At 74.4% G+C, this 23,380-nt stretch carries 22 protein-coding genes, 1 tRNA gene and 2 pseudogenes; 6 read left to right on the forward strand and 19 right to left on the reverse strand.

The features are described 5' to 3' along the window. Positions 1–4: 4 nt before the first annotated feature. From ACN20G_RS27430 to ACN20G_RS27470, 9 genes and pseudogenes are all read right to left on the reverse strand, one after another. Positions 5–1,222 carry an aspartate aminotransferase family protein gene (locus ACN20G_RS27430; RefSeq protein WP_424217380.1) on the reverse strand — a complete coding sequence of 406 codons (1,218 nt, stop codon included), beginning with the start codon at positions 1,220–1,222 and terminating at the stop codon, positions 5–7. Between the two features lie 235 nt (positions 1,223–1,457). Next, positions 1,458–1,985, reverse strand: a complete 528-nt coding sequence (locus ACN20G_RS27435) for a hypothetical protein (RefSeq protein WP_424215885.1) — start codon at positions 1,983–1,985, stop codon at positions 1,458–1,460. Positions 1,986–2,166: 181 nt separating this feature from the next. Beyond that, positions 2,167–3,165 (reverse strand): phosphotransferase family protein, encoded by a 999-nt coding sequence (locus tag ACN20G_RS27440; RefSeq protein ID WP_424215886.1) that lies wholly within the window; start codon positions 3,163–3,165, stop codon positions 2,167–2,169. A gap of 30 nt (positions 3,166–3,195) precedes the next feature. Continuing rightward, complete coding sequence (locus tag ACN20G_RS27445; RefSeq protein WP_424215887.1) at positions 3,196–4,152, reverse strand: ROK family protein; 957 nt, start codon at positions 4,150–4,152, stop codon at positions 3,196–3,198. Next, complete coding sequence (locus tag ACN20G_RS27450) at positions 4,149–5,303, reverse strand: zinc-dependent alcohol dehydrogenase (protein ID WP_424215888.1); 1,155 nt, start codon at positions 5,301–5,303, stop codon at positions 4,149–4,151. The genes ACN20G_RS27445 and ACN20G_RS27450 overlap by 4 nt, the downstream gene beginning before the upstream one ends. A 132-nt stretch (positions 5,304–5,435) precedes the next feature. Beyond that, the gene (locus ACN20G_RS27455; RefSeq protein WP_424215889.1) at positions 5,436–6,017 is read right to left on the reverse strand and encodes a GNAT family N-acetyltransferase; all 582 of its coding nucleotides are present in this window, start codon (positions 6,015–6,017) and stop codon (positions 5,436–5,438) included. Between the two features lie 53 nt (positions 6,018–6,070). Beyond that, positions 6,071–6,832 (reverse strand): isocitrate lyase/PEP mutase family protein, encoded by a 762-nt coding sequence (locus ACN20G_RS27460; protein WP_424215890.1) that lies wholly within the window; start codon positions 6,830–6,832, stop codon positions 6,071–6,073. A 135-nt stretch (positions 6,833–6,967) separates the two neighbouring features. Then, positions 6,968–7,471 (reverse strand): annotated as a pseudogene (locus ACN20G_RS27465) (glycine betaine ABC transporter substrate-binding protein); the annotation flags it as partial. 145 nt (positions 7,472–7,616) lie between these two features. Further along, positions 7,617–7,997, reverse strand: a pseudogene (locus tag ACN20G_RS27470) (glycine betaine ABC transporter substrate-binding protein); the annotation flags it as partial. Here ACN20G_RS27470 and ACN20G_RS27475 point away from each other — a divergent pair. After that, the gene (locus ACN20G_RS27475) at positions 7,945–8,079 is read left to right on the forward strand and encodes a hypothetical protein (protein WP_424217453.1); all 135 of its coding nucleotides are present in this window, start codon (positions 7,945–7,947) and stop codon (positions 8,077–8,079) included. The pseudogene ACN20G_RS27470 and the gene ACN20G_RS27475 overlap by 53 nt on opposite strands. On the opposite strand, the gene ACN20G_RS27480 is transcribed toward ACN20G_RS27475, so the two are convergent. From ACN20G_RS27480 to ACN20G_RS27500, 5 genes are all read right to left on the reverse strand, one after another. Next, positions 8,069–9,979, reverse strand: coding sequence for an ABC transporter permease (locus ACN20G_RS27480; RefSeq protein WP_424217381.1), 1,911 nt, complete (start codon positions 9,977–9,979; stop codon positions 8,069–8,071). The genes ACN20G_RS27475 and ACN20G_RS27480 overlap by 11 nt on opposite strands. A gap of 221 nt (positions 9,980–10,200) precedes the next feature. Next, positions 10,201–11,325, reverse strand: a complete 1,125-nt coding sequence (locus tag ACN20G_RS27485; RefSeq protein ID WP_424215891.1) for a quaternary amine ABC transporter ATP-binding protein — start codon at positions 11,323–11,325, stop codon at positions 10,201–10,203. Beyond that, positions 11,322–12,977, reverse strand: coding sequence for a GMC family oxidoreductase (locus ACN20G_RS27490; protein ID WP_424215892.1), 1,656 nt, complete (start codon positions 12,975–12,977; stop codon positions 11,322–11,324). Before ACN20G_RS27490 ends, ACN20G_RS27485 begins: the two co-directional genes overlap by 4 nt. 95 nt (positions 12,978–13,072) lie before the next feature. Further along, positions 13,073–14,569, reverse strand: coding sequence for an aldehyde dehydrogenase family protein (locus tag ACN20G_RS27495; protein WP_424215893.1), 1,497 nt, complete (start codon positions 14,567–14,569; stop codon positions 13,073–13,075). Positions 14,570–14,703: 134 nt separating this feature from the next. Then, the gene (locus ACN20G_RS27500; RefSeq protein ID WP_424215894.1) at positions 14,704–15,147 is read right to left on the reverse strand and encodes a nitroreductase family deazaflavin-dependent oxidoreductase; all 444 of its coding nucleotides are present in this window, start codon (positions 15,145–15,147) and stop codon (positions 14,704–14,706) included. A 324-nt stretch (positions 15,148–15,471) separates the two neighbouring features. On the opposite strand from ACN20G_RS27500, the gene ACN20G_RS27505 reads away from it, so the two are divergent. Together ACN20G_RS27505 and ACN20G_RS27510 are read left to right on the forward strand one after the other, a co-directional pair. After that, a complete protein-coding gene (locus ACN20G_RS27505; protein ID WP_424215895.1) occupies positions 15,472–16,944 on the forward strand; it encodes a zinc-dependent metalloprotease family protein in 1,473 nt (490 codons plus the stop codon). Positions 16,945–17,262: 318 nt separating this feature from the next. After that, positions 17,263–17,324 (forward strand) — tRNA-Gln (locus ACN20G_RS27510). 33 nt (positions 17,325–17,357) lie between these two features. Here ACN20G_RS27510 and ACN20G_RS27515 read toward each other — a convergent pair. After that, entirely contained in the window at positions 17,358–17,939 is a 582-nt protein-coding gene (locus ACN20G_RS27515) for a TetR/AcrR family transcriptional regulator (RefSeq protein WP_424215896.1), read from the reverse strand. Between the two features lie 67 nt (positions 17,940–18,006). Here ACN20G_RS27515 and ACN20G_RS27520 point away from each other — a divergent pair, with 67 nt between their 5' ends. Beyond that, a complete protein-coding gene (locus tag ACN20G_RS27520) occupies positions 18,007–18,453 on the forward strand; it encodes a hypothetical protein (protein WP_424215897.1) in 447 nt (148 codons plus the stop codon). A 121-nt stretch (positions 18,454–18,574) separates the two neighbouring features. Further along, the gene (locus ACN20G_RS27525) at positions 18,575–19,066 is read left to right on the forward strand and encodes an ATP-binding protein (RefSeq protein ID WP_424215898.1); all 492 of its coding nucleotides are present in this window, start codon (positions 18,575–18,577) and stop codon (positions 19,064–19,066) included. Positions 19,067–19,081: 15 nt separating this feature from the next. Here ACN20G_RS27525 and ACN20G_RS27530 read toward each other — a convergent pair whose 3' ends face one another. After that, positions 19,082–19,771 carry an SDR family oxidoreductase gene (locus ACN20G_RS27530; RefSeq protein ID WP_424215899.1) on the reverse strand — a complete coding sequence of 230 codons (690 nt, stop codon included), beginning with the start codon at positions 19,769–19,771 and terminating at the stop codon, positions 19,082–19,084. 83 nt (positions 19,772–19,854) lie between these two features. On the opposite strand from ACN20G_RS27530, the gene ACN20G_RS27535 reads away from it, so the two are divergent. Beyond that, positions 19,855–20,445, forward strand: coding sequence for a TetR/AcrR family transcriptional regulator (locus ACN20G_RS27535; RefSeq protein WP_424215900.1), 591 nt, complete (start codon positions 19,855–19,857; stop codon positions 20,443–20,445). Positions 20,446–20,469: 24 nt separating this feature from the next. Here ACN20G_RS27535 and ACN20G_RS27540 read toward each other — a convergent pair whose 3' ends face one another. The 3 genes from ACN20G_RS27540 to cseB all read right to left on the reverse strand — a co-directional run bounded on the left by ACN20G_RS27540 (position 20,470) and on the right by cseB (position 23,335). Continuing rightward, positions 20,470–21,792 carry a sensor histidine kinase gene (locus ACN20G_RS27540; protein WP_424215901.1) on the reverse strand — a complete coding sequence of 441 codons (1,323 nt, stop codon included), beginning with the start codon at positions 21,790–21,792 and terminating at the stop codon, positions 20,470–20,472. Then, positions 21,789–22,448, reverse strand: a complete 660-nt coding sequence (locus ACN20G_RS27545) for a M15 family metallopeptidase (RefSeq protein ID WP_424215902.1) — start codon at positions 22,446–22,448, stop codon at positions 21,789–21,791. Before ACN20G_RS27545 ends, ACN20G_RS27540 begins: the two co-directional genes overlap by 4 nt. Before the next feature lie 155 nt (positions 22,449–22,603). Beyond that, positions 22,604–23,335: a two-component system response regulator CseB gene (gene cseB, locus ACN20G_RS27550; protein WP_424215903.1), complete on the reverse strand. Its 732-nt coding sequence runs from the start codon at positions 23,333–23,335 to the stop codon at positions 22,604–22,606. Between the last annotated feature and the right edge of the window lie 45 nt (positions 23,336–23,380).

Here is a 23,380-nt window from a genome sequence, read left to right on the forward strand (position 1 = left end):
CCGGTCACGCGGCGGCCTCGGCGGCGAAGAGGGCCTCCAGGCGGTCGCAGAGCAGATCGGCCTCGGCGCGGGTGAGGATCAGCGGCGGACGGATCTTGATCACGTTGCCCCGGCCGTAGCGGGAGGTGCGCAGGATCAGCCCGTGTTCCATGCCGCGTCGGGCCAGGGCCTGGGCGCGTTCGCTGTGCGGCCGTCCCCGCTCGTCGCCGATCTCGATGCCGATCATCAGGCCGAGGCCGCGCACGTCCACGACGGCGGGGTGGCGGGTGGCCAGGGCGCGCAGCCGTTCCATGACGTGGGCGCCCACCTCGCGGACGTTCTCCAGGAAGCCGGGGCGGGCGATCACGTCGAGGGTGGTGGCCGCGGCGGCGGCCGCGAGGACGTTGCCGCCGTAGGTGAAGGAGTGGTGGTCGGTGCCGAGCCCGGACATGCTCTCGTCGGCGACGATGGCGGCGACCTGGGCCCCGGAGCCGCCGAGGCCCTTGGCGGTGGTGAGGATGTCGGGTCGGACGCCGTAGTGCTCGGCGGCGAACATGCGGCCGATCCGGCCGATGCCGGTCTGGATCTCGTCGAAGATCAGGGCGATGCCGCGTTCGTCGCACAGGGCGCGCAGCGCGGGCAGGTAGCCGTCGGGCGGCACGATGTTGCCGCCGCTGCCGGAGATCGGCTCGACGACCACGCAGGCCACGCTGCCGGAACTGGCGTGGTCGAGGAAGTCGTTGATGCGCTCGACGCACAGCATGCCGCAGCTGTCCGGGCCCGCCTGCCGGTAGAAGCAGCGCAGGCAGTAGGGGTCGGGGACCTGGAGCACCCCGGGCATCAGGTGCGGGAAGGGGGCCTTGCGGAAGGACTCGCCCGACATCGTGGTCGTCATCATGGTCTGCCCGTGGTGGCTGCGGAACAGGGTGACGACGTCACGGCGGCCGGTGGCCAGTTGGGCCATCTTCACCGCGCCCTCGTTGGCGGTGGAGCCGCCCGACACCTTCAGGTGCACCTTGGTCAGGTTCGGCGGGGTCAGTTCGACCAGACGGCGCACGAGGTCGTTGACGGGCGCGGTCTGGAAGGTGGAGGTGGTGTGCACGAGCCGTTCGGCCTGGTCCCGCATGGCCTTGACCACCTCGGGGTGTCCGTAGCCGAGGCTCAGGTTGAAGGTGCCGGACGCGCAGTCGAGGTACTCGTTGCCGTCGGTGTCGTACAGGTGGACGCCCTCGCCGTGGTCCATCTCGTAGGCGCTGACGGGGTAGTACAGGTGGTTGCGGGCGTAATCCAGCGCTTCGGCGCGGACATCGCCCCGGGTGTCGCCGCGCACGGTGCCGCGGACGCCGTGACGTGCGTGCACGAGGTCGGCCATGTGACTCCTGTCGATTTCCGCCCGCGGGGCAGCGGCGGACGGCATGGGGGAATTCCTCCCGGGCGGTGGGACGGAATTGTCGCGCCCGGTGTTCCGGGACCTGAATTCACGCGTCCAGAATGAAGCCGAACACGGCCTCCCAGCCTTCGGGCGTCTGGCGCACGTCCATCAGGCATTCCGGCCGGAAGTATTTGTCGAGGTGGTTTCGGCGTTCGCCGGGGAAGTACAGCATCGTGGTCAGCACGGCGCCGCCGGGCGGTTGCACCTTCACGTGCACGTGCCGGGTCCGGCCCGGGTACAGGGCGGGCAGCACGGTCTCCAGCCGCCAGCGCCCCCGGTCGTCCGCGAACTGGTGCCCGCGCAGCGCGAACCCGTCGTCGTCGTAGACGCCACTGTCCCCGACCTGCCAGAAGTCGAGCAGGGTGCCGGCGATCGGCTTGCCCTCGGGGGTGTGCACGGTGCCGTGCAGCAGCAGCGGGACCCCGCCGTCCACGTCCTCGCGGAAGCTGCTCTTGAGCGGGGTGTCGGGCTTGTACCAGGGGCCTTCGCGCAGGGCGGGGGTGGGCGGCGTCCCGTTGCAGCGGACGGTCGGGGTGGGCGCCTTGGGGATGCTTTCCGGACTGTCGTGCAACACGGCGGAATTCTCCTTCGGTCAAAGGATTTTTCGCTCGACCCGGGCACACTAATCGACATTCGGCACGGTGAGAAGATCCCCGTGTCGGCCCTCTTTTTCCGGGCATTCGAAAACGGCCGGCGGAATTCGACGGTCCGCGCGGCGGCCCGGTCTTTCGGTCGGCGCGGTCAAGGGTGGTCGGTCAGGGGCGGGCGGTGGGGCGGTGCAGCACGGCGCGGGCCCGGGCGAAGCAGTCCGCGTCGGGCGGCGCGGTGAGGATGTCCGCGAGGGCGAAGAGGTCCAGGGTCCGGCTGATCCCCGACCAGTCGGCGGGCAGCCGGCCCTCACCCGCGCGGAAGCCCTCGACGACTCCGGCGCCGAACGCGGGCGGGTACTCGTGGGCGAAGCGCAGGAGGTTGCCCAGGTCGAAGAGCGGGGAGCCGCTGAACGCGAACTCCCAGTCCAGCACGGCCGCCACCTCCCAGTCCCCGGCCCGGCGCCGGACCAGGATGTTCTTCGGGTTGAAATCCCCGTGCACCAGGCCCCGTTCGCGCGCCACCGCGCCCAGCGCCCGCCCGCCCCGACCGGCCAGGGCCCGCAGTCGGGCCGCGTCCCCGGCGGTCAGCGGCCCGTCCGCCGGCGCCCCGGCCAGGCAGCGGTCCACGAAGCCCGCCAGGTCGGCCAGGGGCGGCGGGGCCTCGGCGACGGGCACCAGCGAGGGATCCGCGAACCCGCCCGGCCGGGCCAGCCGCACCCGTCCGATCCGGGCCAGGACCGCGCCCACCGCCCGCCCCAGGGACCGGGCCCCGGCCGGCGCCGGGCCGTCCCCGAGCACCCCGGTGAGCGGGACGCCCTCGACGTACCGGTAGAGCAGGGTGGGCCGGCCCGTGGCCCGGCCCTGCGGATCGGCCGCGACCACCGGGCCCACCGGCACCCCGCCGGCCGCCGCCCGGGCCAGCACCGCCACCTCCACCCCGCAGGTGTTGCGCGGGAAACGACTGCCGGAGGGCCGGTGCCGGCGCAGCACGTACCGTTCGGGCTCCGGCGCCCCGGGGTGTCGGGCGGTGAGCAGCACCATGTCGTTGGTGAACCCGCCGGGCAGCGGGTCCACCCCGCACAAGCGGGCCCCGGGCAGGGCGTGCCGGGCCAGCCAGGACCGGGTGGCCGCGTCCGGGTGGCCCGTCGGGTCAGGGCTCGTCATACCCGCCGACCTGCCCGTCCCCGGCCCGCGTCATGTCCCGGGTCCCCCCGATGGCCCCCTGCCCGGGGGCAGCCCGGCCTCTGCCGCCCGGGACGCGAGGACCAGCCCGCCGGCCGCTCCGGCCAGCCGGCCGAGTCGGGCCGGGACCACGAACTCCTCCGCCGCGTGCTCGGACAGCCCCGGATACCCGCCCAGCGCCGCGACCAGTTCGGCCCGCACGAGGGGGAAGAGACCGGGCAGGGCGGCGAGGCCACCGCCGATCACGATCCGTTGGGGCGCGGTCGTGTACACGATGTTGCGCAGACCGGCCGCCAGGTAGGCGGCCTCCCAGCGCAGCGCCCGGCGCAGGGTGTCCCCGGTGAGCTCCTCCGCCGGAGCGCCCCAGCGGGCGGCCATCGCCTCGCCGCCCGCCAGGCCCTCCCAGCAGTCCCCGTGGAAGGGGCAGGAGCCGGGAAAGGGGTCGTCGGGGATCCGGGGCACCGCGAGGTGGCCCATCTCGGTGTGGACCAGGCCGCTGACCACCTCGCCGCCGATCACCGCGCCCCCGCCGATGCCCGTGCCGACGGTGAGGTACACGTAGGTGTCCAGGCCCCGCGCGGCGCCCCAGCGGCCCTCGCCCAGGGCGGCGCCGTTCACGTCGGTGTCGATGCCCACGGGCACGCCGAGCGCGGCGGCGACGGGACCGGCGACGTCCACGCCGGACCAGCCGGGCTTCGGGGTGGCCGCGAGATGCCCGAACCGGACGTGTCCGGGGCGCAGTTCGAGGGGCCCGAAGGAAGCGATGCCGACGGCGTCCAGGGGCCCGAACTCGGCGGCGCCCTCCCGGAGGAACTCGATGGCCCGGTCCAGGGTGGGGCCCGGGGGCCCGGTGGGGAAGCGGACCTCGGCCTCGATCCGGTCGGGGGCCGCGCCGATCAGGCAGACGAATTTGGTCCCGCCCGACTCGATCGAGCCGAACCGTGCCCTTGAGGCCGCCGCCGGGCTCACGCGTGCACCGGCCAGCCGTCGGCGCCGAGCGGGACGGTCCGGGAGCGGATGACCACCTTGAGCGCGTCGTAGCGCGGTCGGCCCCCGGGGGCCGCGTCGGGCGAGGGCGGGCCGCCGAGCGCGGTGAACGCCTCGGCGAAGCCTTCGAGCGGGAACTCGTGGGTCACCAGCCGGCCGAGCACCGAGTCCGCGTCGTCCGTGTCCGATCCCGGGCCCGGGTTCCCGGGCGTGCCGGGTGGGCGCGCGGTGGAGAGTTCGGCCGCCAGGTCCACCGCGGCGGGGAAGACGTCGGCCCGGTAGTCCCCGGCGCCGATCACGCTGATGCCCCGGTTGGTGAGCCGCAGCGGGGCCAGGGGGACGGTGTAGGTGTCGTCGAAGCCCATGACCACCACCCGGCCGCCGTCGTCGATCAGCCGCAGCGCCGTGTCCAGGCCGGTGCCGGTGGTGTCGAAGACCACGGAGGGGCGGTCGCCGCCCGATGCCTTCACCACGGCCTCGGCCGTGTCGGTCCCGGACACGTCCACCACGTGCGCGAACCGCTCCCGGGCCCGGTCCAGTCGGTAGGCGTCCGGTTCGGCGATCGTGACCCGGCGGGCCTGGCGGCCGGCGACCAGGGCGGTCAGCATCCCGATCGGGCCCGCGCCGAGCACCACCACGGTGTCGTCGAAGGTGACGGACGCGGCCCGCACGTTGCTCAGCACGCAGGCGAGCGGCTCGATCAGCACCGCCTCGCGGAAGGACAGGCCCGCCGGAAGCCGTTCGATGAAACGTTCCGGCAGGGTGACGCTCTCCGCGTACGTGCCGTCCCGGTCCACCCCGACCTCCGTGCCGGTCTTGTGCCGGCAGAAGTTGGTGGCGCCCCGGCGGCAGGGCACGCACCAGCCGCAGTACAGCGTCGGGTTGACCACCACCCGGTCCCCGACGGAGACCGAACGCACCGCCGGCCCGGTCTCCCGGACCACCCCGACCGACTCGTGCCCGAGGATCACCCCCGGTCGCGCCGGAAACCGCCCCAGCAGGATCTTGCGGTCGGTGCCGCAGACCCCCGTTCCCACGACGTCCACGACGACGTCGTCACCGTTCACGAGCCGCGCGGCGGGCCTGTCCCTCAACTCGACGGAACCCGGGCCCAGATAGACGAGAGCACGCACGAGACCTCCCCATCGGTGTTCGCAGGGCGACGCTAACCCAATCGAACGAAATCCGACACGACGCCTGTGCGCCATTTCGCGCCATGTGTTCCCGGGGTCGCGGGGGTGCCCGCCGCGCTGCTCACGAGAGGGTCACCGGGGGGTGTCGGCGGCGTCGCCGGCGTCGGTGGGGAGTGGGGCGGGGCCTCGGCGTTCCAGGACGACGAGTTCGCCCACCTCCTCGTCCCGGGCCCGGCCCACCTCGGTGAAACCGGCCTTCGCGGCCACCCGGCGGGAGGCGGGGTTGTCCGCGGCGGCGGTGATCCGCACGCCCGCGACCCCGGGCCGGGCCAGACCCCACGCGGTGAGCAGTCCGGCGGCCTCCGTGGCCAGGCCGGCCCCCTCGAACTCCGGCCGGATCGCGTACCCCAGCACGAGGAACCCGTCCTCGTCGGGGTGCCCGCCGAAGCCCGCCGACCCGACGGCCTCGCCGCCGGCCCGGAGCACGCACAGCCAGGCCCAGAGCCCGAACTCGTCGGGGTGCGCGCGCAGTCGGTCCCGCATGAACGGCAGCGCGTCCTCCATGAGCGGCGGCGGCGCGGGAGGGTCGGGGAAGAGCGCGCCGGTCGCCCGGCGCAGCCCCTCCCCGTCCGCCGCCGCCCAGGCCGCCAGGGCCTCGGCGGACAGCGGTCGCAGCTCCAGGGTGTCCCCGACCAGGGGGTTCACGGTGTCCATGCCCCATGATCCCACCGGCCGGGAGCGCTGCGGTGGTGCTCCGGCGGCGGGTGCTACGGGGCCCAGGGGCGCAGGGCGTCCTTCATGGCATCGGTCATGGCGAGTTGGAGCAGCGGGCCGTAGGTGATCCGGCCCACGCCGAGGCGGCGGAAGCGGTCGAGGTCGTGCTTGACGGGGTGGGCGGTGGAGTTCACCGGGACGCCGAGGGCGCCGGTGACCGCCGTGAGCAGTTCGTCGTCGTCCTGGATGCGCACGGGGTAGACGCTGTCGGCGCCGGCCCGTTCCAGGGCCAGCAGTCGTTCGATGGCCTCGTCCAGGACGGCGGCGGCGTCCTGCGCGTGCGCGAAGAGGTCGGTGCGCCCGTTGATCCACACCGGGACCCCGGCGTCGTCGGCGGCGGCGCGCAGGCCCGCGACGTAGTCGGCGTGTTCCCGCGTGTCGCGCAGGCGTCCGCCCTCCGAGTGGACGGTGTCCTCGATGTTGAGGCCGGCGCCGCCGACCTCGACGAGCCCGGCGATCAGGTCGGCGGGCCGCTGCCCGTAGCCCGCCTCCAGGTCCACGGAGACGGGCACGTCGACCGCCGCGATGATGGGCCGGACGGCGGCGAGCACCTCCTCGAAGGTCTGTCCTTCCTGGTCACGCGCCCCCCGGGACTCGGCCAGGGGGTGGCTGCCGATGGTCAGCGCGGGGAAGCCCGCCCCGGCGGCCGTGCGCGCCGACCAGACGTCCCAGACGGTCGGCAGCACGAGGGGCTTGTGGTCGGCGTGCAGCTTCTTGAGGCGCTGCGCGCGCGCTGCGGTGGTGTGGAGGTCCATGCCCGGGACGCTACCCCCGGACGGGCGCGAACGGGGTGCCGACGGGCGGGGCGGGGCCGGTTCGAAGACCCGCCCCGCCCCTCCCCCGGTCACCCTCCCCCGGTCACCGCCGCCCGCGCGGATCGGGGCCCGGTGTCAGGACACCCAGGGCTTCCACACGTCCTCGTGCCGCTCCGCCCAGGTCCGGGCGGCGGCCTCGGGGGTGAGCTTCTCGTCGGCGATCAGCAGGGCCACCTCGTTCTGGTCGCGTTCGGTCCACCGGAACCGCTTCAGGAACGCGGCGGCCTCGCCGCCGTCCTTCGCGAACCGCGCGTTGAGGTACTTCTTCAGCGGGGTCCGGGGGTAGCCGCACGCCACCTTCTCCGGGTCGGCGTCGCAGCCCTCCGTGTGCGGGGGCAGTCTCACCTCCGTCATGGGGACCCGCTCGAACAGCCATTGCGGGGTGTACCAGTAGGTGAGGAAGGGTTTGCGGTCCTTGGCGAAGCGTTGGATCTGGGTGATCTGCGCGGCCTCGGACCCGGCGAACACCACCTCCAGGTCCAGGTCCAGGTTCTTCACGAGGGCCTTGTCGTTGGTGACGTACGAGGGGCTGCCGTCGAGGAGTTGGCCCTTGCCCCGGCTCTCGGGGGTGCGCATTTTTTTTTTTTTTTTTTTTTTTTTTTTTTTTTTTTTTTTTTTTTTTTTTTTTTTTTTTTTTTTTTTTTTTTTTTTTTTTTTTTTTTTTTTTTTTTTTTTTTTTTTTTTTTTTTTTTTTTTTTTTTTTTTTTTTTTTTTTTTTTTTTTGCAGGTCGGCGTACCGGTCGAGGTTGCGCCAGTCCGTCACGTCGGGGTGTTCCTTCGCGAACCAGGTCGGCACCCACCAGCCGATGTGGCCGGTCGGGCCGAGTTCGCCCGCGTCGACGACCGTCCCCTTCTCCTCTACGTACCGTTTCTCCTGCTCGGGGTGGCCCCAGTCCTCCATGATCGCGTCCACTCGGCCCTGGGAGAGGGCGTCCCAGGCCGGCACCTCGTCCACCTGCACGGTGTCCACGCGGTAACCGAGTTCGTGTTCCAGCAGGTAGCCGGCCACGGCCGTGTTGGCCTGGGCACCAATCCACGACTGCACCGACAGCGTGACCGACTTCGCGCCGGCGGCCGCCGCGTACGGCGAGGACTGCCGGCTCATGTCGGCGGCCCCGCAGCCGGTGGCCAGGAGCAGTGTTCCGACGGCGGCGAGGGCCGTCATCCGTGCGCGCTTCACGCCGTGACCTCCTTCGGACGGCTGACCCGGTCGAGGAACACGCCCAGGCAGACGATGGCGACGCCCGCGACCAGGCCGGTGGCGAGGTCGCCGCGGGCGAGGCCGAAGACCACGTCGTAGCCGAGGGCCCCGCCGCCGACCAGGCCGCCGACGACCACGACCGACAGGACCAGGACCATCGCCTGGTTCACCGCCAGCAGCAGCGCCGGGCGGGCCAACGGCACGCGCACCTGGCGCAGTTGACGGCCCCGGCTCGCGCCGAGGGAGCGGGCGGCCTCCACGACGCCCGGGTCCACCTCGCGCAGGCCCTGGGCGACGATCCGGATCACGGCGGGCAGGGCGTACACCACGGCGGCGACGGCGGCCGGGGCCCGGCCCACCCCGAACAGGGCGACCACGGGGATCAGGTACACGAACTGCGGGAGCGTCTGGCACAGGTCCAGCAGGGGCCGCAGCAGGCGTTCGGCGCGGGCGCTGCGCGAGACGGCCACGCCGACGCCGAAGCCGAGTCCGAGGGTGACGACGAGGGCCGCCAGCACCTGGGAGAGGGTGTCCAGGGCCGGGTCCCACACGCCGAGCACCCCGACGAGGGCCAGGGAGACGACGGCGGTGGTCGCGGCCCGCCAGGTGCCGGCCAGGAGGGCCGGGGCGGCGGCCACGAGGAGCACGCACCACCAGGGCAGTCCCTGGAGGGCGCCGCGCAGCGGGTCCAGGACCAGTCCGGTGAAACCGGCGGCCCAGTCGGCGGTGCCGCCGACCACGGGCAGGCCGCTGTGCACCCGGTCGGTGAACCCGTCCACGAGCCGGTTGACGGGCCCGGCCACGGGCACCGTCCACGCCCGCGGCCAGCCGACCGTGCCCAGCAGCCGGCCGAGGACGGCGACGGCGACGGCCGCGAGCAGCGTCAGCAGCCGTCCGTACCAGCCGCAGAACACCTGCCACAGGAAGGGCCGGGTGCCGGTGTCGGCGGGGCCGGTGCCGAGGCGTTCGCCCGCGGCCCGGGCCACCCGGTCCAGGACGACGGCCAGCAGCACGATGGGCACGCCCGCGGCCAGCGCGGCGCCCACGTCCACGGCGGCCAGCGCCTGGTAGACCCGGTCACCGAGGCCGCCGGCGCCGATCACGGAGGCGATCACGGCCATCGACAGGGCCGTCATGACGGTCTGGTTCACGCCGAGCAGCAGTTGCGGGCGGGCCAGGGGCAGCCGGGCGGTCAGCAGCCGTTGCCGCGCGTTCGCGCCGAGGGAGGCACTGGCCTCCAGCACCCCCGGGTCGGCGCCGCGCAGTCCGAGGGCCGTGAAACGGGCCATCGGCGGGGCCGCGTACACGACGGTGGCCAGCACGGCGGCCGGCACCCCGATCCCGAAGACGAGGACCATCGGCAGCAGGTACGCGAAGGCGGGCAGCACCTGCATGGTCTGGAGCACGGGCGACAGCAGCCGGTCCACGCGCGGGGACAGGCCCGCCGCGAGCCCCAGCAGGCCGCCGAGGAGCACCGACGCGGCGACGGCGACGATCATCAGCGACAGCGTCTGGAGGGTCGGCACCCACATGCCGAGCACCCCGCACGCGGCGAGCGCGGCCAGGGACACCAGCGCGGTGCGGGCGCCGGCCAGGCGCCAGGCGAACAGCCCGGTGAAGGCGAGCACCCCGGTCCAGCCGCCGGCCAGGAGCAGCAGGTAGACGGCGCGGACGGCGAGCACGATCGCGTTGCTCACGTGCCCGAGCCCGTACAGGAACACGGGGTGGGTGTCGCGGTGGTCCACGATCCAGTCGCCGAACGCGGTCAGCGGGCCGGTCGCGTCCACGGTGAGGGCGCCGGGCCACGCCTCGGCGGCCGGGAGCCACAGGCCCAGGCCGCCGAGGACGAGCGCGGCGAGGGCCAGGGGCAGGGCACGTCGGCGCAGCGCGCGCCCGGGCCCGCCGGCGGAGGCGGGGCGCGCGGCGTGCGCGGCGGCGCGGGGCCCGGCGTGGTCCCCGGTGTCGCCCGTGTGCGGCGTATCGGGCGCGGTGGGGCCCGGCGGGGCCGCGGGGCGGGCGAGGCCGCCGTCGGGGGCGGTCCGGGTCGGCGGGAGTTCCCGCTCGTCCTCGTGCCCGGCCGGGACGGTGCGGGGACGCGCGGCGCCGCTCACGCGGCCCACCCCCCGCCGGTGCGCCCGGGGTCGACCCCGGCGACGACGGCGAGCAGGCCCGCCTCGTCCACGATGCCCAGGCACCGGCCCCGGTCCACGACCCGGACGGGTTCCCCGCCGCGCGCGACGGCCTCGATGGCCTCGGCCACCGTGGCCGTGGGCGCCAGGGCCGCGCCCCGGTCGGCCTCGCCGGGTGCGGCGGGCCGCATGGCGGTGCGCACGGTGAGGACCCGTTCGCGGGGCACGTCGCGCACGAAGTCCCGCACGTAGTCGTCGGCGGGCGTCGAGACGATCTCCTCGGGGGTGCCGAGCTGCACGATCCGCCCGTCGCGCATGAGGGCGATCCGGTCGCCGAGCCGCAGGGCCTCGGACAGGTCGTGGGTGATGAACACCATCGTGCGCCGTTCCTCGTGGCGCAGCCGTTCGACCTCCTCCTGCATCTCGCGGCGGATCAGCGGGTCCAGGGCGCTGAACGGCTCGTCGAAGAGGAGGACCTCCGGGTCGCAGGCCAGGGCGCGGGCGAGGCCGACGCGCTGCTGCTGGCCGCCGGAGAGCTGTCGGGGCCGGCGCTCGCCGAGCCCGTCGAGGCCGACCTTGGCGAGGAGTTCGGCGGCCTTGGCGCGGCGTTCGGCGCGGCCCAGGCCCTGGATCTCCAGGCCGTAGGCGATGTTGTCGAGGACGCTGCGGTGGGGCAGCAGGCCGAAGTGCTGGAAGACCATGGCGACACGGTGCCGGCGCAGGTCGCGCAGGCGGGTGCGGTCCATGGCCAGGACGTCCTCGCCGTCGACGGACAGGGCGCCGGCGGTGGGTTCGATCAGCCGGGTGAGGCAGCGCACGAGGGTGGACTTGCCGGAGCCGGACAGGCCCATGACCACGAACACCTCGCCGGGGCGCACGTCGAAGCTGACGCCGCGCACGGCGGCGGTGCAGCCGGTGCGGGCGCGCAGCGCGGCGGGGTCGAGGTCGGCGTCGGGGGAGCCGGGGACGGCGGCGGCGCGGGCGTCGGGGCCGAAGACCTTCCACAGGTCGCGGACGGCGAACACGGGCGCGACGGCGTCGGCGTCGCGCGTGTCGGTGTCGGTGGGGCCGCCGGTGCCGGGTCGGGGGGTGTGGAGGTTCATCGGGCACCGCCCTCCGTCGTGACCGCGACCCGGTCGGCGGCCCCGGGGCGGTCGTCGGCGTCGTGCGCCGCGTCGGCGCGCAGCAGGTCGGCGGCCTTCTCGCCGAGCATGAGCACGCCGATCATCGGGTTGACGGCCGGGATGGTCGGGAAGACGGAGGCGTCGGCGATCCGCAGGCCGCGCAGTCCGCGGACCCGCAGGTCGGGGGCGACCACGGCGTCCGGGTCCGCGGCGGCGCCCATCCGGCAGGTGCCGGCGGGGTGGTAGACGGTGTGGGCCACGGAGCGGGCGTAGGCGCTGAGTTCCTCGTCGCCGGTGATCTCGGGGCCGGGGCAGACCTCGCGGCGGAGCCAGGAGGCGAGGGGTTCGGTGGCGGCCATCTCGCGGGCGAGGCGGATGCCGTCCACGAGGGTGCGGGCGTCGTGGTCCTCCTCGTCGGTGAAGTAGCGGAAGTCCAGGGCGGGTTTGACGGCGGGGTCGGCGCTGGTGAGGTAGAGCCGGCCGCGGCTGCGGGGCTTGGGGACGTTGGGGGTCATCGAGACCCCGTGGGCGGGGCGTTCCCAGCCGAGGCGTTCGGGGTTGTCGGTGAACGGCACCTGGTAGAAGTGGAACATCAGGTCGGGGCCCGGGGAGGCGGGGTCGCGGCGCACGAAGAGGCCGGCGTCGCTGTCCATGGCCGAGTTCTCGGGTATCGGCCCGTCGGTCTCCCAGACGATCACGGACTCGGGGTGGTCGAGGAGGTTCTCGCCGACTCCCGGCAGGTCGTGGACGACGGGGATGCCGAGGTCGGACAGTTGCTCGCGGGGGCCTATCCCGGAGTGCAGCAGCAGGCGCGGGGAGTCCACGGCGCCGGCGCAGACGACGACCTCGCGGCGCGCGGACAGCAGGTGTTCGGCTCCGTCGGCCGTGCGGACCCGCACGCCGACGGCGCGGTCGCCGTCGAGGACCAGCCGGTGGGCCCAGGTCTCCAGCAGCACGGTCAGGTTGGGGCGGCCGGCGGTGCCGGGGCCGGCCAGGATCGGGTGCAGGTAGGCCACGGAGGCGGAGGAGCGCTTGTTGGTCTCGGGGTGGTAGGCGAGGTCGAAGAAGCCGACGCCCTCGTGGAAGGGGGCGGCGTTGAAGCCGTCCACGACGGGCACGCCGAGGGCGGTGTGGGCGGTGGTGACGAAGTCGCGGGCGATCGCGTTGCGGTCGGCCTCGGCGACGGGCACCACGTGGTTGAGCAGCCGGTCGTAGTAGGGGTCCATGGCGGCGGCGTGCCAGCCCTCGGCGCCGTGCGCGGCCCATTCGTCCCAGTCGGAGGGCAGGGGCTTGAAGGAGATCAGGGTGTTGTGGCTGGAGCAGCCGCCGAGGACCCGGGCGCGGCTGTGCCGGATGTGGGAGTTGCCGCGCGGTTGTTCGGTGGTGGGGTAGTCGTAGTCGAGTTCGCCGCCGAGCAGGCCCATCCAGCGGCGCAGGGTGAGCACCTCGGGGCGGTCGACGTCGCTGGGGCCGCCCTCGACGAGGGCGACGGTGACGTCGGGGTCCTCGGTGAGGCGGGCGGCGATCACGGAGCCGGCGGTGCCGCCGCCGACGATCACGTAGTCGTACACCGGGTCGGGGCCGGGGGCGGTCGTGGGGGCGGACACGGGGGTGGCAGGAGTGTCGGTCATCGGGCCGTGGCTCTTCTCGGGAGTCGACGGCGTCGCGCGGGGCGCGCGCCGTCGCGGGCGGAAGGGGGGCGGGGGGCGCGGGTTCGGGCGCGGGGTCAGCCGGCGAACCAGCGGGTGGGGCGGGGGGCCAGGTTCTGGTACACGTGCTTGGTCTCGCGGTACTCGGCCAGCCCGGCGGGGCCCAGTTCGCGGCCGGTGCCGGACTTGCCGTAGCCGCCCCATTCGGCCTGCGGGAGGTAGGGGTGGAAGTCGTTGATCCACACGGTGCCGTGGCGCAGCCGGCGGGCCATCCGTCGGGCCCGGCCGGGGTCGGCGGTCCACACGCCGGCGGCGAGTCCGTACTCGGTGTCGTTGCCCAGGGCCAGGGCCTCCTCCTCGGTGCGGAAGGTCTCCACGGTGAGGACGGGCCCGAACACCTCCTCGCGCACCACGCGCATCTCGCGCGTGCAGCCGTCGAGGACGGTGGGGCGGTGGAAGAAGCCGTCGGCGAGGGCGGGGTCCTCGGGGCGGCCGCCGCCGGCGCGGAGTTCGGCGCCCTCGGCGAGGGCGGAGGCCACGTACGCCTCGGTCCGTTCGCGTTGGGCGGCGCTGACCAGCGGGCCGACCTCGACGCCGGGGTCGGTGCCGCGTCCGAGGCGGATCAGGTCGGCGCGACGGGCGAGTTCGGCCACGAACTCCTCGCGCACGTCCTCCTCGACGATCAGGCGGGAGCCGGCCGAGCAGACCTGGCCGCTGTGCAGGAACGCGGCGTTGAGGGCCTGGTCGACGGCGGTGTCGAAGCCGTGCTCGGTGGCGAGGGCGTCGGCGAAGACGATGTTGGGGTTCTTGCCGCCGAGTTCGAGGGCCACCTTCTTGACGGTGTCGGCGGCGGCGTGCGCGACCTTGACCCCGCTGCTCAGGCCGCCGGTGAAGGACACGAGGTCCACGTCGGGGTGTTCGGCGAGGCGTGCGCCGACCGGGTCGCCGGCCCCGGTGACGAGGTTCGCGACCCCGGCGGGCAGGCCGGCCTCCACGAGCAGGTCGATCAGGGCCACGGTGGACAGCGGGGTCAGCTCGCTGGGCTTGAGGACGAAGGTGTTGCCGGCGGCCAGCGCCGGCGCGACCTTCCAACTCGCTTGCAGCAGCGGGTAGTTCCAGGGGGCGATGAGGGCGCACACGCCGATCGGCTCGTGCACGACGACGCTGTGCACCTCGGGGTCCCCGGCGTCCACCACCCGGCCCGCGACCCCGTCGGAGACCAGGCCCGCGAAGTGCTCGAAGGCGGCGGCGACGCAGTCCACGTCGATCCGGGCCTCTTCCAGGGTCTTGCCGGTGTCGCGGCTCTCCAGCAGCGCGACCGTCTCGCGGTCGCGTCGCAGCAGGTCGGCGACGCGGCGCAGCAGCGCGGCGCGTTCCCCGACGGGGGTGTCGGGCCAGGGGCCCCGGTCGAACGCGGCGCGGGCGGCGGCGACCGCGGCGTCCGCGTCCTCGGCCCCGCCCTCGGCGACCCGTGCGAGCACGCTCGCGTCCGCCGGGTCGAGGATCTCCCTCCCGGCCCCGGACCCGGCCGACCGCCAGGTTCCGTCGATGTGGATGGTCCGCTGTGCTGACACGGCGCGCTGTACCTCCGGGTTCGCGGCACCGCGACGGTCCGCGGTGCCTCTGACACGGCAGCGCGGATGCCCTGGCCCCCACACCTCATGCCCCGGAGGTCACGGGAAGTGACCGGAGTCACTGCGCGTGTCGGTCAGGAGGGTTCGATGATCACGATGGGGATCTCGCGGTCGGTCTTGGCCTGGTACTCGTCGTAGGCGGGCCAGTGGCCGACCATCACCGGCCACAGCGCGGCCCGTTCCGCGGCGGACGCGGTGCGCGCCGTGCCCTGGAGGACCTCGGGGCCGACCTGGATCCGCACGCGGGGGTCCGCCGTCAGGTTCCGGTACCACAGGGGGGCCTCGTCGGCCCCGCCCTTGGAGGCGACCACGAGGTAACGCCCCTGGTCCTCGCCGTAGATGAGCGGGGTGCGCACGGCGTGGCCGGAGACGCGTCCGACGGTGGTGAGCAGGAGGGTCTGGGTGTCGTTCCAGAACTGTCCCTCGGCGCCGTTCGTCCCGGCGTACTGCTTGACGTGGTCCGCCTGCCAGGTTCCGGGGGCGGGGTCCTTGGGGTGGTCCCAATCGATGTCGGTCACGCGTTCATCCCTGCCTTCGTCTGCAACGGTCGGACCATCGGGCAACGAGCGTCCACAGCATGCCGGCGCGGCCCGTCTCCCGCACGGTCGGCGCGCCCGGTCGATCTCGGGCGCTCGACAGCGACCGAAGCGACTCGGGCCGGGACACGGGCCCGCGCCGGGGGGAGGTCCGTTCGGGGTGGGCGCCGCAGCCGGGCGGGTGATGTGCGCGGGACGCGCGTGATTTCGGTGATCCGTTCGGACGCCCCTGTTGTGTGCTGGGGCCGGCCGGCGTCGGGGAACCCGCCGACGCCTCGGATCATCGACCCCTGCCCGGGAGTTCTCGTGCCCCACGTGTTCCGTCACGTCGCCCTCGCCGGCGTGCTCGCCGCGACCGCCCTGCCCTCGGCCGCCGTCGCCGACACCCCCCGCCCGCCGGAGCCCGCCGCGCGGCAGGTCGTGCTCGCCCACGGGCAGCTGAAGTTGCGGGCGGCCGACTTCGCCGCCCACTGCCTCCCCGGCACCCGTCGCGCCTCCGCCCTGCGGCTGCCGTTGGCGATGGAACTGCGGCGGACCGAGGGGGAACCCCGCGTCCACGGCACCTCGCTGACCGTGACCGGCGAGGTGGCCCCGGCCGTCGGCGCCCGACCCGGCACCCTGACCTGGGTGGGGCGGGTCGCGGACGTGCCCGGCTCCTCCTCCCACCTGACCGTCGAGGGCGCGTGCACCCCGGACCCGGCCGACGACGAGGTGCGGGGCTTCGTGCTGACCCCGGGCCACAAGTACCTCATCGGCACCGACGCCGAGGACCGCGCCCGCACCGGGGTCGTCGACGTGGACCCGGACGCCGTTCCCGCTCCCGCGCCGGCCCCGCTGGACCTGCCCCGGGTCATCCCGCCGCTGCCGGACCGTCCGCGTTCGGTGCCGCCCGTCGCGAAGCCCGGCGCCCGGGCCGTGATCGACGTGGCCGTGGGCTACACCCGGGGCGCGCTGCGCGGGCTGGCGACCGGCGAGGGCTCGGGCACCCCGAGCCGGTACTGGCGGCCGCGCCGAGTGGAGGACGAGATCCGCACCACCGTGGACCGGATGAACGAGGCGCTGGCCGTCAGCGGGGTCAACGCCGAGGTGCGGCTCGTGCGCACCTTCGCCGTCCCCGCCTCCGCCGGCGTCGAGGACGCGGGGGCCGTCCTGGAGCAGATGGACCGGGGCACCGGCACCATCGGCCGGCTGGCCCGCCGGGTCCGCGAGGAGTCCGGGGCGGACCTGGTGTCGGTGTGGACCAACGTCACGAAGGGCTCGGGCACCTACACGGCGGGCCAGGGCGACCTGCCGACCAACCCCGACGGCTCCTTCCGCGCCCCGGCCGCCCGGGACACCGAGCAGTCCGCGTTCAGCAGCATCGACGTGTTCGCGGCGATCGACGGCGAACCGGGCTTCGCCCACGAACTGGGCCACAACCTCGGCCTCATGCACGACGAGCGGACCATGCGGGACCAGTTGGAGGAGGTGGCCCGCGAGAACGGCATGTCGGTGGAGGAACTGCGCGAGCGCCTCAACATCCCGCCGCTCCCCGGCGGTCAGGGCTACATCACCCCCGACGCGAGGTTCTTCACCACCATGGCCTACAAGATCACCTGTGAGCCGTACGCGGAGCGGATCGGCGCGCCCGAGCCCACCTGCCAGTACACCAACACCTATTCCAACCCCCGGTTGACGGCCGACGGCACCGCCCTGGGCGAGGAGGGCTCCGCCGACGCCGCCCACGCGCTCGACCTGACGGTCGGCGAGGTCTCCGCCTACCGGGCCTCCCGCACCTGACCCGAGACCCCGCACCGCCCGCCCGCCCGCCGGTTCCGTGAACATCCGGTCGGGCCCGACGGCGGGCGCCGGCAGGGTGAGGGCATGACCGCCGCCGGCGTTCACGACCTCCTCCGGGAACTCCACGCCTCGCTCACCCTGCGCAGGCGCCCGGAGGACGTCGCCGATCTCGTCCGGAGGACGCACCGGGCCCTGGGGACCCGACTCGACGAGGCCGGCGAGGCGGCCCTCGACAAGGCCGTCGAGCACGCGCCGAACACCGTGTGGCACGGGTACCCCTCGATGTGCGAGGACTTCCCCCGACCCATCGGCGCCCAGCGCTCCGCGGTGGAGCGCCCGGCTCTGATCCCGGGTGGACGCAGGTTCGGATCCTGCCCTCGTCGCCGCGCCCACACCCCTCGGGACCCCTGTCGTCACGGCCGGGGGCGCGGGTGTTCGGGGTTCGCGTGGGCCGGCAGGCCGCGCAGCAGGGTGTCGAGGTAGAGGTCGAACCGCGGCCCCTCGGCGTCCGGGGCGCCCTCCTCGGCGGTGGCCGCTCCCAGCCACCGCACCACGCCGAAGCCGAAGACCTCCCAACTGCGCGCCGCCTCCTGCTCGTCGGCCCCCGCGGCGCGGAAGGCCGCGAGGGCCGCGTCGCGCAGGCGGCCGAAGGACTCGGGGTGGTGCCGGTGCGGGCGGGCTACGTGCGCGGCGTATCCGGGCACGGCCAGGAACTCGTCGTGCATGGCCCAGGCCAGTGCGGCCAGCCACCCGCGCCAGTCGCCGGCCGTCGCCTCCCGCGCCGGCAGGACGCGTTCCACCATGACCTCGCTGACCAGGTCGAGCACGCCGTCGCGATCGGGCACCCAGCGGTAGAGCGAGGAGTGGGAGACGCCGAGCCGGGAGGCCAACTCCCGCATGGTCAGGGTGTCCACGCCCCCTTGGAGCGCGGCTTCGACGATGCGTTCCCGGCTGAGTCGCGGCGGCCTGCCCGGCCCGCTCCGTGTCGTGTTCATCGTCCTCGTCCCGATCTCGGCCCCTTATTTAGTGACCACTGGTCTCTTATTCTGTCAGACTGCGGCCATGAGCACCGAGAACACACACGGGGCACGGACCCCGCACGAGATCGACGCCTCCGGGCTGCCCATGCCCCGGGCCCAGGACCTGATCCTGCGGGAGCTGCGCACCCTGACGGACCGGGCCGAGCCCTTCACCGCCGTCCTCTTCCTCCCCGCGCCGCCCGAGCGCCCGGACCGGCCCGAGCACCCGGACCGGCCCGAGCCCGTCACGACGGCGGGTGACCGGGTGCGCGCCCTGAAGGCGCTGCGGCCCGCGCTCACGGCCCACTGCCGAGGACTCGCGTTCGTGGCGCCCGCCGACATCTCGCCGGAGCGCGCGCGGGGCGTGCACAGCGGCGAGAACCTGTGGGGCTGCCCGACCTCCGCCGGCCAGGACCCGACGGCCGCCCGGGCGTGGGCCGTTGCCCGCGCGCGGGGCGAACGCGACGCGCCGGGGACCACCGGCGCGTGAGCCCCCGCCGCGCGTCCCGCGTACGCTCCGGGTCCGGCGCCGGTCCGCCGGGCCGCGCGGTGCCTGAGGCCGGACTCTCCGGGTAGGAGGGGGTGGGGGTTCGTGTGCAAAGGTGAGCGGCGTGGAGCATGTGGATGAGGGCGATGTCCGCGGGGCCCTGTTCGACGGGGCGCCGGCGTTGTCCGTCGCGTTCGAGGGCGGCGAGGACATCGCGCGCGCCCGTGACCTGGCACGGGGCTTCCTGCGGGAGGTGCGCGCGGAGCGGGGGGCGACGGTGTCGGAGGAGGTGGTCGACACGGTCGAGCTGGTGGTCAGCGAGCTGGTCACCAACGCCCGCAAGTACGCCCCGGGCCCGTACCTGTTGTCGTTGGAGCTCGGGGACCGCGCCGTCGAGGTGACGGTGTGGGACAGCGAGCCCGCCCTGCCGACCCTGGTGGAGGCCGATCCGCTGCGAGTGGGCCGGCACGGGCTGGAGATCATCCGGGCCGTGTGCCGGAGCCTGGAGATGCGTCGCGTGCCGGTGGGCAAGCGGATCAGGGCCGTCGTGGCCTCCTTCGACGCCCCCGACGGCACCGATGGCACCGAGGACCGCACCCGGACGACGGCCGGCTGATCCCCTGCGCGACGCTCAGCCCGCGAGGGCGGGCGCGGCGGCCAGGCCCTCCTTGACCCGCCGGGTGAGGTCGTCGGCGAGGACCTCAGGGCGCCCTTCGGCCACCCCGCGCAAGGCCAGCTCGGCGACCTCGGCGGGGTCGCTCTTCTGGTCGGCGGGGACGTGCGCGGCCATGTCGGTGTCCATGTAGCCGACGTGCAGGGCGGTGACGGCGATCCCCCGGGGCGCGAGTTCCTCACGGATGGCGTTGGTGAGCGCCCACGCGGCGGCCTTGGAGGCCGCGTAGGAGCCTAGGGGCGCGGGGTGCGCCCAGGAGAGCACGGAGAGGACGTTGAGCACGGCGCCGCCGCCGTTGGCCTCGATGACGGGGGCGAAGGCGCGGGTCAGGGCGAGCGGTCCGAAGAAGTTCACTTCCGTCTCGGCGCGGATCGCGGCGAGGTCCCCGTCGAGCAGGCCGGCGCCGTTGGACAGGCCGGCGTTGTTGATCAGCAGGGTCGTGTCGGGCGCGATGCGGGCCGCCTCGGCGACGGAGGCGGGGTCGGTCACGTCGAGGGGCACGGCGATGGCGCCCGGCAGGTCCACCGTCTCGGGCCGTCGGGCCGCCGCGTAGACCTTGGCGCCCCGTTCGAGCAGGCCCAGCGCGAGGTGCCGGCCGAGTCCTCGGTTGGCTCCGGTGATCAGGGCGACCGCGTTGTGGAGTTCCACTGTTCCTCCCGAATAGATGATGGACATCATCAAACATCGGCGTCAGGATAGATGTCAAGCATCATTCAAAACGGAGGTGGACGATGGGGCGCGTATCGCAGGCGCAGGCCCGGGAGAACCGGCGGCGCGTCGTGGAGACGGCCTCGCACCTGTTCCGGGAGCGGGGGGTCGAGGTCAGCGTGGCCGAGCTCATGCACGCGGCCGGGCTGACCCACGGCGGCTTCTACCGGCAGTTCGCCTCCAAGGAGTCCCTGGTCGAGGAGGCCCTGGCGCACGCCCTGGCCGAACGCGCCCGGGAGTACGAGGCCGCCCCCGGGCCCGGCGCCCCCGAGCCCGGCGTCCCCGACCCGAACGCCGAGGATCCGGCAGCCGCGCGACGGGCGCTCATCGACGCCTACCTCTCCCCCGAGCACCGGGACGGCGCGGCCGACGGCTGCCCGCTCGCCGCGTTCGCCGGCGACATGGCGCGCACCGGCGACGAGGCGGCCCGCGCGACCTACACCCGGGGCGTCGACTCCTACGCCCGTCACCTCGACGACCCGGACCACGACGGCCTCGCCCGCCTCAGCACCATGCTCGGCGCCGTGCTCCTGGCCCGGGCCACGCGCGGCACACCGCTCTCCGACGAGATCCTCCACGCCGCGCACACCGCGCTGACGGCCCCCCGCGACTGAGCCGGCGCCCGACCCGCACGCGGCTCACGGCGCGTCGGGGGCCTCGTGCTCCTCGGCGCCCGGGTCTCCCGTGTCGGTCGGCAGCCGGAGGGTGGCCAGCGCCCCTCCGTCGGGGGCGTTGGCGAAGCGGAGCTCGGCGCCGATCACGCGGGCCTGGGCCAAGGCGATGGTGAGGCCGAGGCCGTGACCGGTGCCGCGTTCCGGTGCGCCGGTGCGAAAGCGGCGGGGGCCGTGGGCCAGGAGGTCCGCCGGGTAGCCGGGTCCGTGGTCGCGGACGGTCACGGTGGCGCCGGCGACGTGGATCTCGACGGGCGGCCGGCCGTGGCGCCGGGCGTTGGCGATGAGGTTGGCGAGGATCCGTTCCAGGCGCCGGGGGTCGGTGGTCGGTTCGGCGGGGTCGGTGTGCGTCACGGTGACGCCGTGCTCGGGGTCGAGACGGTCGACGGTGTCGGTGACGAGCCGGTGCAGGAGGACCGGGTGCCGGCGGGCCCGTTCGGCGCCGGAGTCGAGGCGGGAGATCTCCAGCAGGTCCTCGACGAGGTCGCGCAGGTCGCGGATGCCGCGTCGCAGCAGGTCCTCGGTGCGTCCGGGGCCGAGGAGGTCGGCGGCGGAGAGCAGGCCGGTGACGGGGGTGCGCAGTTCGTGGGCGACGTCGGCGGTGAAGCGGCGTTCGTCGCGCAGTCGTTCCACGAGGGCGTCGGCCATGGTGTCGACGGCGCCGGCGATGCCGGCGACCTCGTCGCGGCCCCGGACGGGTCCGGTGCGGGCGGCGAGGTCACCGGCGGTGAGCCGGTCGGCGGTGGCCGAGACCCGGCGCAGTCGGCGGGCCAGGAGCCCGGCGGCCAGGGCGCACAGCGGCAGCACGACGGCGAGCACGAGGAGGGAGACGGCGACCATGTTGCGGTCCAGGGAGACCAGGGCCCGGTAGTCGGGGTTCATGAGGCCCTTGGCGGTCAGCACGCGACCGTCCACGGCGCGGGCCGCCCACATCCAGGGGCCGAGGTCGTCGGAGGCGCCGCGTCCGTCGTAGGCGGTGACGGTGCCGTCGGCGGCCAGCGCGCGCCGGCGCAGTTCGGGCGGCAGGTCGGCCGGGTCCGCCTTCACCCCCTCGCACCAGCGCACCTTGGCCGTGCTGCCGGCGGAAGCCTTGAGGCACTGGTCGAGGGTGACGCGGGCCTCGGCGCCACGCTCGTCCATGGCCCGCTGGTAGGTGCGGTGGTGCACGAGGACGCCGACGCCCAAGGCGACCGCCACGGCGGACAGGGCCGCGAGCGCCGCGATCTTCCACCGCAGGGAGAGACCCGGGAGGCCCGGGAGGCGTGGGAGGCGCGGTCGTCGTGGGCTCACGCCGCTCGCCGTTCCCCCGTGACGAGGCCCGTGCGGGGGCGGGTGAAGTCGAAGTAGGCGTGGGGGTGGGGCTCGTCCACGAGGGTGAAGTGCCACCACTCGGTGGGCAGCCCGCGGAATCCGGCTCCGATCATGGCCCGGTGCAGGATCCGACGGTGTTCGCGCGCGGCCGGGGGGATGTCGGGGTGGTCGGTGTGGGAGCGGGGGTCGAAGAAGTCGAAGGGGGTGCCCATGTCGAGTTCGGTGCCGTCGGGGGTGGTGAGGGTGACGTCGACGGTGCTGCCTCGGCTGTGTCCGGAGCGGACGTGGATGTAGTCGGGGCCGAACAGGTCCTCCTTGGCCACGCGGGGGTAGTGCGCGGCCTTGGTCTCGCGTCGGGTGGGGTCGGCGGCCCAGCGGCGCATGTGGTCGACGGCCCGTTGGGGGCGGTAGCCGTCCAGGACGGTCAGTCCGCGGCCCTCGTCGGCGAGGATCCGGGCGGCGCGCGAGAGGGCGCGGGCGGCCGGGAGGGTGAGGAGGCAGTCGGTGTCGGCGTAGCCGTCCAGCGGGGTGCCGACGAAGTTGTGGGGGCCCGTGTAGCGCAGGTCCTGGCGGATCGTGGGGTCCACGTCGGCGAGGGCGACGAAGTCGGCGGGCATCCGGCGGGAGGCGGTCACGGGGGCTCCTCGGTTCGGGGGCGGCGTCCTGGTCTCCGTCGACGATGCCGGTCCCACCCCGCGAACGGGCCTCGAACGGGCCTCCGCCGGGCCTCGACCCGCGCTCGGTTCCGCGGGCGGGGCCGGGGCCGGGCCGCACCGGTACCGGGGCCGGGTCATCGGCGGAACTTGTAGCCGAAGCCCCGGACGGTCTCCAGGTGGTGCGGGCCGATCTTCTTGCGCAGGCGTTGGACGGCGAGGTCCACGACCCGGGTGTCGGCGTCCCAGCCGTGGTCCCAGACCTCGCGCAGCAGGGTGTGCCGGTCCACGACCACCTCGGGGCGGGCCGCGAACTCCAGCACGAGCCGCAGCTCGGTGGGGGTCAGCGCGACGGGCGCGCCGGCGAGGGTCACGGTCATGCCGGCGGTGTCCACGGTGAGGTCGCCGAAGGTGAGGAGGGTGTCGGGTTCGCCCGGGTCGGACCGGCCGGGGTCGGGGGCGGGGTGCCAGGAGGCGCGGCGCAGGGCGGAGCGGATCCGGGCCAGGAGGACGTGGGTCTCGACGGGTTTGACGATGTAGTCGTCGGCGCCCGCCTCCAGGCCGGAGACCACGTCGAGTCCGTCGCCGCGCGCGGACATCATCAGGATGGGCACGGTGCTGGTCTCCCGGATCCGCCGGCACAGGCCGATGCCGTCGAGACCGGGCAGCATCACGTCGAGCAGCAGCAGGTCGTGGGGGGCGTCGGCGGCGGCCCGGAACAGCTCCAGCCCTTCGAGGCCGTCGGCGGCCTCGGTGACCTCGTAGCCGTAGCGTTCGAGGTTGCCGGCGAAGGAGTGGCGGATCAGCTCGTCGTCCTCGACCAGCAGCAGGCGTACCGGGGCGGGGGCCCCGGAGGGGGCGGTGGTCACGGGGTTTCCCTGCCTTCGTCTTGGGTGCGGGCGCCTGCACAGCGT

The sequence above is a fragment of the Streptomyces dryopteridis genome, from assembly GCF_049606955.1.
In the GTDB taxonomy this organism is placed as follows: Bacteria; Actinomycetota; Actinomycetes; order Streptomycetales; family Streptomycetaceae; genus Streptomyces.

Bases quoted from the DNA above. Each gene is read 5' to 3' on its own strand.
- ACN20G_RS27430 (WP_424217380.1), bottom strand. From the start codon at position 1,222: ATGGACCACGGCGAGGGCGTCCACCTGTACGACACCGACGGCAACGAG.
- ACN20G_RS27440 (WP_424215886.1), bottom strand. From the start codon at position 3,165: ATGACGAGCCCTGACCCGACGGGCCACCCGGACGCGGCCACCCGGTCC.
- ACN20G_RS27455 (WP_424215889.1), bottom strand. From the start codon at position 6,017: ATGGACACCGTGAACCCCCTGGTCGGGGACACCCTGGAGCTGCGACCG.
- ACN20G_RS27460 (WP_424215890.1), bottom strand. From the start codon at position 6,832: ATGGACCTCCACACCACCGCAGCGCGCGCGCAGCGCCTCAAGAAGCTG.
- ACN20G_RS27485 (WP_424215891.1), bottom strand. From the start codon at position 11,325: ATGAACCTCCACACCCCCCGACCCGGCACCGGCGGCCCCACCGACACC.
- ACN20G_RS27490 (WP_424215892.1), bottom strand. From the start codon at position 12,977: ATGACCGACACTCCTGCCACCCCCGTGTCCGCCCCCACGACCGCCCCC.
- ACN20G_RS27515 (WP_424215896.1), bottom strand. From the start codon at position 17,939: ATGAACACGACACGGAGCGGGCCGGGCAGGCCGCCGCGACTCAGCCGG.
- ACN20G_RS27520 (WP_424215897.1), top strand. From the start codon at position 18,007: ATGAGCACCGAGAACACACACGGGGCACGGACCCCGCACGAGATCGAC.
- ACN20G_RS27535 (WP_424215900.1), top strand. From the start codon at position 19,855: ATGGGGCGCGTATCGCAGGCGCAGGCCCGGGAGAACCGGCGGCGCGTC.